At 72.3% G+C, this 12,220-nt stretch carries 13 protein-coding genes; 5 read left to right on the top strand and 8 right to left on the bottom strand.

The genetic code is table 11. From position 1 onward, the window contains the following. Positions 1–9 precede the first annotated feature (9 nt). Complete coding sequence (locus NW895_RS28765; RefSeq protein ID WP_289939181.1) at positions 10–228, bottom strand: hypothetical protein; 219 nt, start codon at positions 226–228, stop codon at positions 10–12. A 227-nt stretch (positions 229–455) separates the two neighbouring features. Here NW895_RS28765 and NW895_RS28760 point away from each other — a divergent pair, with 227 nt between their 5' ends. The 5 genes from NW895_RS28760 to NW895_RS28740 all read left to right on the top strand — a co-directional run bounded on the left by NW895_RS28760 (position 456) and on the right by NW895_RS28740 (position 3,665). After that, positions 456–899: an ATP-binding protein gene (locus NW895_RS28760; RefSeq protein ID WP_289939179.1), complete on the top strand. Its 444-nt coding sequence runs from the start codon at positions 456–458 to the stop codon at positions 897–899. A gap of 175 nt (positions 900–1,074) precedes the next feature. After that, the gene (locus NW895_RS28755; RefSeq protein ID WP_289939178.1) at positions 1,075–1,935 is read left to right on the top strand and encodes a SigB/SigF/SigG family RNA polymerase sigma factor; all 861 of its coding nucleotides are present in this window, start codon (positions 1,075–1,077) and stop codon (positions 1,933–1,935) included. 19 nt (positions 1,936–1,954) lie between these two features. Next, a complete protein-coding gene (locus NW895_RS28750; RefSeq protein ID WP_289939541.1) occupies positions 1,955–2,206 on the top strand; it encodes a DUF5133 domain-containing protein in 252 nt (83 codons plus the stop codon). Between the two features lie 159 nt (positions 2,207–2,365). After that, a complete protein-coding gene (locus NW895_RS28745) occupies positions 2,366–3,205 on the top strand; it encodes a DUF1206 domain-containing protein (RefSeq protein ID WP_289939176.1) in 840 nt (279 codons plus the stop codon). Between the two features lie 28 nt (positions 3,206–3,233). Next, positions 3,234–3,665, top strand: coding sequence for a hypothetical protein (locus tag NW895_RS28740; protein ID WP_289939175.1), 432 nt, complete (start codon positions 3,234–3,236; stop codon positions 3,663–3,665). 10 nt (positions 3,666–3,675) lie between these two features. Here NW895_RS28740 and NW895_RS28735 read toward each other — a convergent pair whose 3' ends face one another. From NW895_RS28735 to NW895_RS28705, 7 genes are all read right to left on the bottom strand, one after another. Further along, positions 3,676–5,922 (bottom strand): FUSC family protein, encoded by a 2,247-nt coding sequence (locus tag NW895_RS28735; protein ID WP_289939173.1) that lies wholly within the window; start codon positions 5,920–5,922, stop codon positions 3,676–3,678. A gap of 78 nt (positions 5,923–6,000) precedes the next feature. Further along, positions 6,001–7,377, bottom strand: a complete 1,377-nt coding sequence (locus tag NW895_RS28730) for an NAD(P)/FAD-dependent oxidoreductase (RefSeq protein ID WP_289939171.1) — start codon at positions 7,375–7,377, stop codon at positions 6,001–6,003. A gap of 176 nt (positions 7,378–7,553) precedes the next feature. After that, the gene (locus NW895_RS28725; protein WP_289939169.1) at positions 7,554–9,275 is read right to left on the bottom strand and encodes a SpoIIE family protein phosphatase; all 1,722 of its coding nucleotides are present in this window, start codon (positions 9,273–9,275) and stop codon (positions 7,554–7,556) included. Continuing rightward, complete coding sequence (locus tag NW895_RS28720) at positions 9,272–10,324, bottom strand: ATP-binding SpoIIE family protein phosphatase (protein WP_289939167.1); 1,053 nt, start codon at positions 10,322–10,324, stop codon at positions 9,272–9,274. The genes NW895_RS28725 and NW895_RS28720 overlap by 4 nt, the downstream gene beginning before the upstream one ends. Next, positions 10,324–10,764 carry an anti-sigma regulatory factor gene (locus tag NW895_RS28715; RefSeq protein ID WP_289939165.1) on the bottom strand — a complete coding sequence of 147 codons (441 nt, stop codon included), beginning with the start codon at positions 10,762–10,764 and terminating at the stop codon, positions 10,324–10,326. Before NW895_RS28715 ends, NW895_RS28720 begins: the two co-directional genes overlap by 1 nt. Further along, entirely contained in the window at positions 10,764–11,183 is a 420-nt protein-coding gene (locus tag NW895_RS28710; RefSeq protein WP_289939164.1) for an STAS domain-containing protein, read from the bottom strand. Before NW895_RS28710 ends, NW895_RS28715 begins: the two co-directional genes overlap by 1 nt. Then, positions 11,180–12,079 carry an STAS domain-containing protein gene (locus tag NW895_RS28705; protein ID WP_289939163.1) on the bottom strand — a complete coding sequence of 300 codons (900 nt, stop codon included), beginning with the start codon at positions 12,077–12,079 and terminating at the stop codon, positions 11,180–11,182. The genes NW895_RS28710 and NW895_RS28705 overlap by 4 nt, the downstream gene beginning before the upstream one ends. Between the last annotated feature and the right edge of the window lie 141 nt (positions 12,080–12,220).

Here is a 12,220-nt window from a genome sequence, read left to right as displayed (position 1 = left end):
CAGCGCCGGTCACCCCTCGCCGTGCCGCCCGGGGGTCAGTACCTCGTCCAGCACGCGGACGACGACCTCGTACGCCGTCCCCCGTACGGCCGCCTCACGTGCCCCGTCCGGGTCCGTCGGCCGCAGCTCGTCGCTTCGCGCCCGCCACGTTCGCTCCTCGTCCACCGCGCAGGCCCTGGCCCGCTGCATCCGCCGCAGCAGTTCGTCCGAGTCCACAACATCGGTCATGCACTCCGCGTACCCCCGACAACACGGCTCAATGGCCATGGTTCGCACGGACGAGGGGGTTTGGCAGCACGGGGAGAGGTCAGCCGACATAAAGAGACCCGCGGCACGCACACGACGTGCGACAGGCGAGAGCCGCCTGCCGGGTGCGGACATCGCGCCCGTCCAGCGCGGCCGCCGCGGGGGAACGCCGGTTCCGGATTCTTCTCCACCGACCAGGGAGCAGACGGATGTGCGAGAAGCACACGACCGAATCCGCCATCGCGCGATCCGGCGCGGACCGGGCCCGGCAGCCGCGACCATGCAAGCCCGCCGAGGCACGCAGGGCCGTGGTGCGCGCGGTCACCGAACGCTGCCGTGCCACCCACACACCCTGCGACGCGGACGCCCTCTCGGACGCCGTGCTCGTCGCCTCCGAGCTGACGACCAACGCCATCCTGCACGGCGGCGGCATCACCGACTTCCGGGTCGATATCGTCGGGCCCGGTGTCCGCGTCTCGGTGAGCGACCGCAGCGACGAGATGCCCGTGGCCATGCCGCCGACCGATCGGCAGGGGCGCCGACGGGTAGGCGGCCGCGGCTGGCCCATCGTCTGCCGGCTGGCACGTGACGTCCGTGTCTCGGATCTGCCCTCGGGCGGAAAGTGCATCACCGTCGTGGTGCCGCTGTCATGAGATTTCGGGAAAGCGGAGTTTGTTCCAGCGGTGGCAGGGCAAACGGAGGATCGTGCTTCGGACCGGAGGCGCCCCCAGCGGGAGCGGTGTGGCTGCTCCGGGCCCCCTCCGGGTGAACCGGACAGCGCCCCTCCCGCGGTAAGTCCCTGAAACGACCGTTCAGGAGCGATTCCGCATGCTGATCGAAACGCCCACCGACCGTTCCGGCACGCCCGAGACGCCGACCTCGTCCGCCCGGCGGCGGCACGACGACGCCCCCGAGACCGCAGAGCTCTTCATCCGGCTGGCGGCCCTTGAGGACGGGCCCGAACGGGATGCCGTCCGCGACGAGCTCGTCACGGCCTGGCTGCCCATGGCCCACCGGATCGCCGGCCGGTTCCGCGACCGCGGAGAGTCCGTCGAGGACCTGCGGCAGGTGGCGGCACTGGGGCTGGTGAAGGCCATCGACCGGTTCGACCCGGACCGGGGGGCCTTCGAGAGCTACGCCGTGCCGACCATCACGGGGGAGATCAAGCGGCACTTCCGCGACCGGATGTGGGCCCTCAGGGTGCCCCGCCGGGTGCAGGAACTGCGCAACAAGGTACGGGTTGCACGGCGCGAGCTCACACAGAGCCCGGGTTCCCCGGAACCGTCGGTGGCCGACATCGCCGCTCACACAGGCCTGACCGAGGAAGAGGTCAGCGCCGGAATGGAGGCACTGGAGAGCTTCAGCACCCTGTCGCTGGACGCCGAGCTGTCGGCCGGCGACGACGGCTACAGCCTCGCGGACACCCTCGGCGCGTCGGACTCCTCGTACGACGTCGTGGTCGACCGCGAATCCGCCAAGGAAGGCCTGCGCCGCCTGCCCGAACGCGAGCGCGCCATCCTCTACATGCGTTTCTTTGAGGACATGACACAAAGCCGCATCGCCGACCAGCTGGGCATCTCCCAGATGCACGTCTCCCGGCTCATCAGCCGCAGCTGCGCCCGGGTGCGCGACGAGGTGCTGGGACAGCGGGCGAACCGCCGGACCACCGGCGGACACACGACAGCCTGAAGGAGGACCACGACACATGCTGCTGAGGCCCCATCCCGCCGTGTTACGCAGGCTCGTCGACGAGTACCGGGCGGTGTCGGCGACCGAGCCCGCCGACGGTACCCGCCCCGGCCCCCGGGCACGTGACCTGGCGTACACGCTGTGCGTGTCGACCGGCACCCGGGACGTGAGAGCGGCCCTGGAAACCGCGCGGCGCTGGCTCTCCGCCGTCCCCGAGTACGCGTCCGCGACACCCGGGCACGAGCCCGTGCCGGTGGCCGCGGCCGAGTGACACACGCCCCTCGCCTCCGATCGCGTCACGCGATCGGAGGCGAGGGAGTTTCATGACTGGTGTGGTGCCCTGCCGCCTCCGGTGCGCCGCTGCGTACCCGTGTCGCTACCGGGCGTGTGCGGCGGCCGAGCCGGGGCATCCGGACTCCCGGAGGTGGACATGGACACGGAAGCCATGGCAAGGGTGGGGCGGGCTCGGGCCCGGCGGGCGGCGAACGGCTCGGCGACCGAGAGCGCCGCACGCGCCGGACTCGCCGCACGCGGCGTGATCTACTTGCTGGTCGGGGCGCTGGCACTGCAGATCGCCTTCGGCGACAAGAACGAGCAGGCGGACCGCAGCGGCGCGCTGGCCGAACTGTCGGAGAAGCCGTTCGGCGCCGTCCTGCTCTGGGCGCTGGGTCTCGGACTCGCCGGCATGGCCCTGTGGCGACTGTCCGAAGTGCTCTTCGGCTCCGTCGGGCCGGACGGCCGCAAGGCACGGAAACGGCTGCTCGCGGCCGCCCGGTGCGGCTTCTACGCGTTCGTCGCCTACTCCGTCCTGTCGTTCGCGGCGAGCCCGGGTGGGGGCGGGGGCGGCTCAAGCGACAAGCAGTCCCGGGACGTGACGGCCAGGGTCATGGAGGTGCCCGCGGGGCAGTGGCTCGTGGGTGTGGCCGGGGCCGCGATCGTCGTGACCGGCGTGGGGATCGGCATCCAGGCCGTGCGGCGTTCGTACCACCGCAAGCTGAAGATGGGGGAGATGAGTTCCCGGACGCGGCGGCTGGTCGACGTGACGGGTGTGGCCGGCGGCGTGGCCCGCGGAGTGGTGTTCACCGCGGCGGGCGCCTTCGCGATCCGTGCCGCTGCCGACTACTCACCCGACAAGGCCAAGGGGCTCGACGACACCCTCCGCTCCTTCGCCGACACCCCGCTGGGCCCCTGGCTGCTGGTCTGCGTCGCCGCCGGTCTCGTGCTGTTCGGGGTGTTCTCCTTCGCGATGGCCCGCTGGCGCAGGGTCTGACGGGCGCACCACGGGGAACACGGATCGAATGAACGAACACGAGATTCCGCCGGACGGCCGTCCCGTGGACGTCTACCTCGACCTGCTGCGCATCCGGATGGACACGGAGGACTACCGCCTCCTGCTCAGCGTGGTCGAACCAGTGCTGCGGGCGATCGACGAACACCAGCTGCCGACCCTCGACTTCTCGCTCGACGGCGAGGAGGCCGAGGATCTGCCCCAGGAGATCCGGGAGGAGGCCGCCCTGGTCATCGCCACCGCCGTCACCGGCCGGCTGGACAACGAGGTGATCGAGATCCATACCGACGAGACCGGCCCGGTCAGGGTGGTCACCGACGCCACCACCGCCTCCGACCCGGTGCGCCTCAGCGAGATCGCCGACTACCTGAGGGAACGGCACCGCCAGAACGAGGAGCTGCGCGGCATCGCGGAAGTCAGCGGCCTGCCCACGGACTTTTGAACGACCACGGTCACCTCTTCGGTGCGACGACGGGCACGCCCAGCGGGCGGGCCAGGCCGGCCACCGCCTCGTCCAGGCGCTCCAGGTGCCGCAGCACACGGCCGGTGATACGGCCGTAGCGCGGTGTCCCGGCGGCGTCGGGCTCCAGCAGCGAGGCGATGCTCGGCCCGGTCTCGACCTCCGCGACGGCGTGCTCGTCCCCGACCCGCGCGGCGATCGCCTCGATGTTGCGCACAGTGCGCCGCACCGCCCCGCGAAGCCGCGGGTCCGCCGCGATCGACGGGTGGGTGGGCAGCAGCTCGGCGGTCGCCGCCAGGGACCGCGCGTGATAGGCGCAGGTCTCCAGGAGGGCGACGACGTAGCGTGCGGTGTCGCGCCGGGCCCGCAGGGGCGTGATCGGGTGGGTGAGCGGCTGGGTGGCGGCGCGCAGGTCGCCCAGCGCCTGGTCCAGGTCGCGCGCCTTGTCGAGCAGGTCCGCCGCGGGCCCGCCGCTGAGCTGGTCCACCGCCCCCTCGGTGACGTCGGTGAGCCGCTCCAGCACCGTGACCAGGAGTTCGTTCGTGCGCCGGTCCGTCCGCACCGGCAGGACGAACGCCGCCGCGATGATCCCGCAGGCCGCGCCGAGCGCCGTCTCCTCCACCCGCAGCACCAGCACGGACAGGCTGTAGGTGTGCAGCAGGGTGTACAGCAGTCCCAGCGCCGCGGTGACGAAGAACGACATCAGGGTGTAGGACAGCGGGGCCGTGTAGAACATCGCGAAGATGAACAGCAGCACCAGCGCGAACGCCGTCCATGTGTGGTGCCCGACCACTCCGGCCAGCACGATCCCGGCCAGGACCCCTAGCACGGTGCCCAGCACCCGGCGGTAGCCCTTCACGAGGATCTCGCCGGTGGAGGCGGTGTTGAGGAACACGATCCAGCAGGCGAGAACCGCCCAGTACCAGCGCTGGGCGGAGAGGAGTTCGCCGCCGACCATGGCGAGCGTCGAGCCGACGGCTACCTGGACGGCCGCGCGTGTGGTGGGCCGTTGCAGCCCGGCGAGCTCCTCTTCGCCCTCGGTCTCCTCGCGGGCGTCGATGGCGGCGTCCTCGGCGTCCAGCTCCTCGCGGGAGCGGGTCGTCGCCGGGGTGTCGTCCGACTCGTCCTGCGGGCCGTCGAGTGCGGTCCGCAGCCCCAGGACGGCACGGGCGCCCTCGCCGATGGCCCGGAACACGTCCTGGACGGCGGGCGGCGCGACCGGCAGGTTCTCCTCGTCGCGGTAGCCGAGGAGCCGGTTGCGCAGGTGGGCGAGCGCGGTGCCCGAGTCCCCGGCACCGGCCCGCAGGACGAGCTCGCGCAGCGCCTGCAGATCGCGGCGCAGCGTGGCCGTGGCCTCGTCCGGCGCGGGCAGCCGGCCCACCGGGGGGGCCGGCGCGCCCGGCAGGTGCAGGGTGAGGGTGTCGGCCCGTTCGGCGCTGCGGGCGGACAGCAGGAGCAGCCCGAGCCGTTCGGCGGCGATCTCGGCGTCCGCGACACGGCGCTGCACCAGCCGCGCGGTGGACTCGTCCGGGGTGCCCTCCTCCAGCCGGGCCTGGATCATCAGGGCCGTCTCGTGCAGCCGCCCGGTGCCCTCGCGTACGGCCTCCAGCGCCTTGTCGACGTCGTCCGGTGCGGCGTCCAGCAGATCGATCTGCGCCGAGATCAGCTGGGACAGCCGGGCGCGGAACGCCTGGCGCAGCCGCTGGAGGATCCCAGCGGGGGACACCGCGACGACCGCGAAGCGCATCACGGCACTGCACCCGAACGCGACGCTGATCACGCCGCACAGCTCCGGCAGCGCCGCGACGGTGGCGCCGACGAACAGGGACAGGAAGTAGACCTGGAAGCCGATCAGCCCGAGCGCGGTGCCGCGGTCGCCGAACCGGCGGCCGTAGACGGCGCAGAAGATGAGGACGACGAAGAAGACGTCACCGACGACGACCCGCGCATTGAGCAGGGCGCCCAGTGAAACCGAGGCCAGCGCGACCGGCAGGCCCAGCGCCAGCGTGACGGCCTGCGGGCCGCGCTGCTTCTCCCGGATGGCGAAGGTGGCGACCATCGCCGCCATCGCCCCCGCCACCAGATGGGTGATGTCCGCCCCCAGCGGGGCGAGCACGGCCAGCGTGAGGGCGATGGCGCCGACCGTCCGCAGCCCGGCCGTCAGCCGCAGCAGGCCAGGGTCGGACGCCGCCAGTCGGACCCGCAGTCGTGTCCGCACCGAGCGTCCCGCTGCCCTCACGCCGCCGTACTCTCTTCCGTTTCACGTCAAGATCCGCAGCTCAGCATGTCATGCCGTGAGCGGAGGCCTTCTGGCAGGTCACTGGTCCTGCCGGTCGGTCCCGTCGACGTGCGCCCGTACCTTGTCCGGTGTCAGGTACTGGTCGGTGTACTCGAAGTCCTTCAGCTTGGCGGGTTTGCGGGCCTGGAAGCCGGTGCGCACGAAGTCGTCGCCGGCGACCGCGTTGAGCAGCCAGTTCGTCATCACGCGCGTCTTGGCCACGTTGGTGCGCAGTGCCGACCAGTGGTAGCCGCGGGCCACGGCCTGCGCGGGCAGGCCGCGCAGCTCGATGCCGAGCGGCTTGGAGACCGCGTCGGTGCCGCCGAGGTCCACGACGAGCCCCAGGTCCTTGTGGACGTACGGCCGCATCGGCTGGTTGCGCAGGGTGGCGATGACGTTGTCGGCGACGTGCCTGCCCTGCCGCATGGCGTGCTGGGCCGTGGGCGGGCAGACGGCGCCGTCCTCGCCCTTCGCCAGATCGGGCACGGCGGCCGAGTCGCCGAGCGCGAACACCCCGTCGTGGCCCGGCAGGCACATCTCGCCGGTGACCGCCAGCCGCCCCCGGACGGTCTCCGCGCCCAGCGTGGCGATCAGCGGGCTCGCGACGACGCCCGCGGTCCAGATCAGGGTGCGGGTCGGGATCACCCGGCCGTCGGTGAAGGTGACCTCCTCGGGACCGGCCTTGGCGATGGAGACCCCCAGGGAGATGTCGATGCCGCGCCTGCGCAGGATCTCCTGTGCGCTGCTCCCGAGCTTCTCGCCCAGCTCGGGCATCAGCTTCGGCGCGATGTCGATCAGATGCCACTTGATCAGCCCGGGGTCCAGGCGCGGGTAGCGCTTGACGGCGGCGTGCGTCAGACGCTGCAGGCACGCCGCGGTCTCGGTGCCCGCATAGCCGCCGCCGACCACCACGAACTGCAGCCGCGAGGCCCGTTCGGCCGGGTCCTGGCTGGCGTCGGCGAGGTCGAGCTGGGCGATGACGTGGTCACGGATGTAGGCGGCCTCCGCGAGCGTCTTCATGCCGAACGCGTGCTCCGTCAGCCCGGGGATGTCGAAGGTCCGGGTGACGCTGCCGGGGGCCAGCACGATGTAGTCGTACGGCTCGTCGACGATCCGGTCGGTGATGGTGCGGATGACACAGACCTTGGACTTCAGGTCCACGCCGATGGCCCCGCCCGGAATGATGCGCGTGCGGTACTTCTTGCTGCGGCGCAGGGACACGGCTATCGACTGCGGCGTCAGCACGCCGGAGGCGACCTGGGGCAGCAGTGGCAGGTAGAGCTGGTAGGCGAACGGCGTCACCAGCGTGACGTCGGCCTCGTCGGGGGAGAGTTTCCGTTCCAGGCGGCGGACGCACTCCACACCGGCGAAGCCTGCGCCAACCACCAGGATCCTGGGTCGTGTCACGGTGTTCATCCCTTTCTGCGGCTCCACGCGGTCTGCCTCGAACGCCATTCGCGTGCCCCTGGACGGCGCGGACGAACGCGTTGATGACCACCATGCCCGCCCGACGGCCGAAACGCACCGGCCGGAAGTGAATGCCGTGTGTGCGTGCGGTCTTGATGTGATCACGGCTCAGTGGCGGAGAGCGCTCATTCGGGGCCGCGGAAGTGGCACAGCAGCAGACACACGTCGTCGTCGCGCTCGGAGTCGCTCAGCAGCGGGTGCAGGATCCGGTTCGCCGAACCCTCCAGGTCCGCGTCCAGCTCCGCCGACCGGAACCCCCCGAGCGCCGCCGCGAGCCGCTCGATGCCCGGGTCTATGCCCAGGGCGCGCCGTTCGACCAGCCCGTCCGTGTACAGCGCCAGCGTCGAACCGGGCGACAGCCGCACGGTGTGGTCGTCGATCTCCTGCCGGAGCGGGATGCCGAGCATGGCCCCCGGCTTGGCGTCCAGGATGCGCACCCGCCCGTCGGGGGTGCGCAGGACGGGCGGCGGATGGCCGGCGGCGGCCCACGTCATCGTGGGGTCGTCCGGGTGGAAGCGGGCGATGACCGCGGTGGCGTACAGGTCGGGCTGCAGATGGTGCAGGAACATGTGCAGCCGCGTCAGCAGCCGGCCCGGGCTGCCGCCGTCGACGGCGTAGGCGCGCAGGGCGGTGCGCAGCTGGCTCATCATGACGGCCGCGTGCAGCCCGTGCCCGGTCACGTCGCCGACCACGGTGATCACGCTGCCGTCGGGCTGACGGAACGCGTCGTACCAGTCTCCGCCGATGTTCAGCCCGTGCGTGGCCGGCAGATAGCGGGCGGCCAGGTTCAGGCCCGGCGTGGCGGGCAGGTCGGTGAGCAGGGCGCGCTGCAGCGTCTCGGCGATGTCGCGGTTGTGCTCGAAACGCCGGGCGTTGTCGATCGCGATGCTGGCCCGCCGGGTGAGCTCGATCAGCATCACGGCGTCGTCCGGGTCCCAGCGCTCCCCGGGCGGCGACAGGGTCAGCACGCCCAGCGGTGCCCGCCGGGTCGGCAGCGGGATGCACAGCAGGGGCCGTGTGGGATTCAGCGCCGAGGGCGGCTGGTCGTCGACGCCGGGCAGGCCACCGGGATGGTCGGCGGCGTACTGCGGCCGGCCGGTACGGGCCGCGACGACGGCGGCGGCCGCGTGCGGTGTGGCCCGGTACCGGTCGTCGTCGTTGTCGAACAGCCATACGTCGACGCTGTCGGCGTACTCGGGCACCAGCAGGTCGGGCAGCCGGCGCACGATCTCGTCGTGGTTGAGCGACGCCGTCAGCACGGCGCTCGCGTCTGCCAGGAAGGTGAGTCTGCGGCGGGCGTTCTCCGCCTCGTTGCGGGCCTTGCGCTCGGCGGCGAACGCCTCCCGCTGGGCCCGTCCCGCGGCGTCCAGCTCGGCATGCAGCGCCACGACGCCCTGGTTGGTCTGGTGCAGCTCCTCCCGGTGGAAAGCGACCAGCTGCTCCTGCTCGGTGAGCTTCTCCAGGACGACGGCCGTGTCCTCGTCCGCCCCGAGCAGGGCCTCGGCCAGCACGGCGGAGTCCTCCGGCACGCCGCCGCCGTCCGCGGCCTCCGTGCTCTCGGGACAGGCGACCGTCATCCGCCACGGCGGCTCCCCGGCGGCACACGCGTCCCGCGTCGGCGTCACCACGGCGTGCAGCCGGCCTCCCTCACCGGGGACCGCGCTCGCCTCCAGGGTGAGCTCCCAGGTGCCGCCCTTGGTCAGGCACTGGCGCAGCTGAGTGCTGAGGGAGGCCGCCAGGCGGGTGCGGTCCAGGGGCGGCACGCCGTACGCGGCGGCCAGGCGCGCGGTGGCGATACGGGCTCGCGCCGCGTCGGTGACGGTGGTGATCTGCCAAGTGCGCATCATGGGCGGTCCGGCGGGGTCGAAGTCAGCACGGCCACGGCGGTGTCGTCCCGCACCGGGCTGGCGGGACTGCTGGCGTCACGTATCGTCACGGCGGCCGTCACGGCCGGGTCGGCCGTCGCCAGAGAGCCGTCGGACGGCGGGACCCAGCGGCTGGGCAGGCCGTCGCTGTGCAGGATCAGCAGCCGGTCGGCCCCCCAGGCCACCTCCTCCTCGCGCAGGGACGCGTGCCGGTGCACGCCGACGATGCCGGGCCGGGACACCAGATGACGCCACCTGTCGCCCTCGCGCAGCCGGGCCCCCACATTCCCGATCCCGGCGAACCGCAGCCGTTCGGCGCGGGTGTCGACCTGGGCCACGGCGACGGCCGCACCCCTGGTGCCGCCCAGTGCCGTGTCCAGCTGTCGCAGTAACTCGGCGGGCCCCAGGTGTGCCGAGCGGCGCAGCGCCTCCACCGCGGCGGTCGAGGCGCGGGCCGCCTCCGGACCGTGGCCCAGTCCGTCGGCCAGCATCAGGGTCAGCCGGTCGTCCGCCCGGACCCACGCGAAGGCGTCACCGGAGTACTCCGCCCCGGCGAAGGGGATGTTCACCCCGCCGGCCCGCAGACCGACCGCCTCGCGCGAGGTCGCGTCACCGCTGCCGAGCCGGGCCAGCGCCACCGTGCCCCGGCCCGGGACGCTGTGCAGGTCGAACTCGTCGGCGACCCGCAGACATGTGCCGAGACCGGCGCCGAGCGAGCGGGTCGTGGAGAACCCGTCGCCCAGGGCCGCGGGCACATCGGCGATTCCCGGGCCGTGGTCGACCGTGGCGATCTGCACGGCCCGGGCCCCGTCCCGGCACTGCGTGAGGACCGGCGGGGCCACCACGTCGATCAGGACCTGGCCGCCCCCCGCGTGCTTGAGCAGGTTGGTCGCGAGCTCGGTCGCCACCAGCGCGGCGGCCGCCGTGCGCTTCTCGTCCAGCCCGGCCAGGGCGGCCGCGTGCTCCGCCGCCACCCGGGCATCACGCACCCGGGTGGAGTCGTGGACCGGGACATCCCACACCCGCGGCATCAGGACCCCTCACGCGGACGCGGCGGCAGGGCCACCCAGGACGTCACCCGCACCGTGGTCCCCGACCCCGGCGTGCTCTCGATCGCGAAGTCGTGCACCAGGCGCCGTGCGCCGCCCAGACCCATACCCAGCCCGTCACCGGAGGTGTAGCCGTCGCTGAGCGCCTGCTCCACATCCGCGATGCCCGGCCCTTCGTCGGTGAAGGTCAGCCGCATCCCGGGCACCTCCCCACTCCTGACGGCCGCCACCTCCATGTGGCCGCCACCGCCGTGCACGAGCGTGTTGCGGGCCAGCTCGCTGGCCGCGGTGATCAGCTTGGTCTGATCGACCAGGCCGAAACCGAGCTGGGCGGCCGCCTGCCGCACGTGCTGGCGCACCCACACCAGATCCATGTCCGAACGGATCGGCAGGCGGGCTTCGACGCCCGCTGCTGTCGACATCACGGACTCTCCTGGCGCAGGCCGCGGGAGCGGAACGACGCGTTGCCGTTCGTGAGGAGGTCCATCGCCGCCTCGGTGCTCAGCGCGGTACGCAGCCCCGGCAGCTCCAGACCCAGTTCCACGAGGGTGATGGCGACCGCGGGACGCATACCGGCCACCACGGTGTCCGCGGCCAGCAGCTTGGCCTGCGCCGCGATCTCGGCCAGCACCCGGCCCAGGAAGGAGTCGACGATCTCCACGCCGGAGATGTCGAGCAGGACGCCGGTGACCCTGCTGTTGGTGATGGTCTCGGCGATGTCCTGCTGGAGCTGCTGTGCCGTGCTGTCGTGCAGATCCCCTTGGAGGGTGACCAGGAGGACGTCGCCGAGCCGGAGCACCGGCACGTGCCCCGGGACGGAGCCGGAGAACGCGTCGCTCACCGCTGACCCGCACCGTGGGGCTTGGCGTTCACGATGCCCGCGCCGAGTTCGTGCAGGGCGTACGCCAGCGCGTCGGCGAGCCCCGAACGGGTGACCACCGTGCCCAGATCCAGACCGAGATGGACCATGGTCTGCGCGATCGCCGGACGGATGCCGGAGACGATGCACTCCGCGCCCATCAGCCGCGCGGCCGCCACCGTCTTCATCAGATGCTGGGCCACCAGCGAGTCGACCGTCGGAACCCCGGTGATGTCGAGGATCGCGAACCGGGCGTGCTGCTCGACGACGGCCTCCAGCAGAGTTTCCATCACCACCTGGCTGCGGGCGCTGTCCAGCGTCCCGATGAGCGGCACCGCCACGATGCCGTCCCACAGCTTGATGACGGGCGTCGCCACCTCCAGCAGCTGCAGCCGCTGCCGGTCGATGAGGGCCTGCCCCTCACTGAGCGCCGTCTGCATCACGACGACCCGCAGGGTCCCGAGCAGCACGATCAGCGTGTTCGTGCACGCCCGCAGATGCTCGGCCGGCGCGTCCGCGAGGTCGTCGACCAGCAGGTTCTCTACGGGGGGCCGCAGGGTGTCCAGCTCGGTCGACACCTGCGCGGTGCTCAGACCCGCACGGGAGCGGGCCACCTGCATCCGGGCCAACTGCTCACGCACCACGGTGAATCCGGCGGCGTCCGGGTCCTCCACCCGGTCCCCGTCGGCCACCTGCGCGAGTGCGTCGACCACGGCCTTGCCCGCCTCCACCGCCTCGTCCCGCGAGACGGTGAACACGGTGCGGAACAGGGGCTCGTCCGCCCATCTCTGGGCGATCTGCTCGCGGCGGCGCCGCAGGAAGTCCCTCACCTCCTGCGTCGGCGATCCGAGCTGACCCTCCGCTACGTGCTCCGGCACCTGTTTCTCTCCTCGTTCGCATTGCGTCGCACCGCACGTTGGAGGCAACGAGACGGTGGCGTGACTCCTGCCGGGCGACAACTGTAACCACCGGCCTACCTCGTACGACACCGCGTCCCGCACAAGTGATCCGGCTGATCG

This window comes from Streptomyces sp. S.PNR 29 (assembly GCF_030386795.1).
Classification (GTDB): domain Bacteria; phylum Actinomycetota; class Actinomycetes; order Streptomycetales; family Streptomycetaceae; genus Streptomyces.
This window is presented reverse-complemented; position numbering and strand designations above follow the sequence as displayed.

Bases quoted from the DNA above. Each gene is read 5' to 3' on its own strand.
- NW895_RS28765 (WP_289939181.1), bottom strand. From the start codon at position 228: ATGACCGATGTTGTGGACTCGGACGAACTGCTGCGGCGGATGCAGCGG.
- NW895_RS28760 (WP_289939179.1), top strand. From the start codon at position 456: ATGTGCGAGAAGCACACGACCGAATCCGCCATCGCGCGATCCGGCGCG.
- NW895_RS28755 (WP_289939178.1), top strand. From the start codon at position 1,075: ATGCTGATCGAAACGCCCACCGACCGTTCCGGCACGCCCGAGACGCCG.
- NW895_RS28745 (WP_289939176.1), top strand. From the start codon at position 2,366: ATGGACACGGAAGCCATGGCAAGGGTGGGGCGGGCTCGGGCCCGGCGG.
- NW895_RS28740 (WP_289939175.1), top strand. From the start codon at position 3,234: ATGAACGAACACGAGATTCCGCCGGACGGCCGTCCCGTGGACGTCTAC.
- NW895_RS28730 (WP_289939171.1), bottom strand. From the start codon at position 7,377: ATGAACACCGTGACACGACCCAGGATCCTGGTGGTTGGCGCAGGCTTC.
- NW895_RS28725 (WP_289939169.1), bottom strand. From the start codon at position 9,275: ATGATGCGCACTTGGCAGATCACCACCGTCACCGACGCGGCGCGAGCC.
- NW895_RS28720 (WP_289939167.1), bottom strand. From the start codon at position 10,324: ATGCCGCGGGTGTGGGATGTCCCGGTCCACGACTCCACCCGGGTGCGT.
- NW895_RS28715 (WP_289939165.1), bottom strand. From the start codon at position 10,764: ATGTCGACAGCAGCGGGCGTCGAAGCCCGCCTGCCGATCCGTTCGGAC.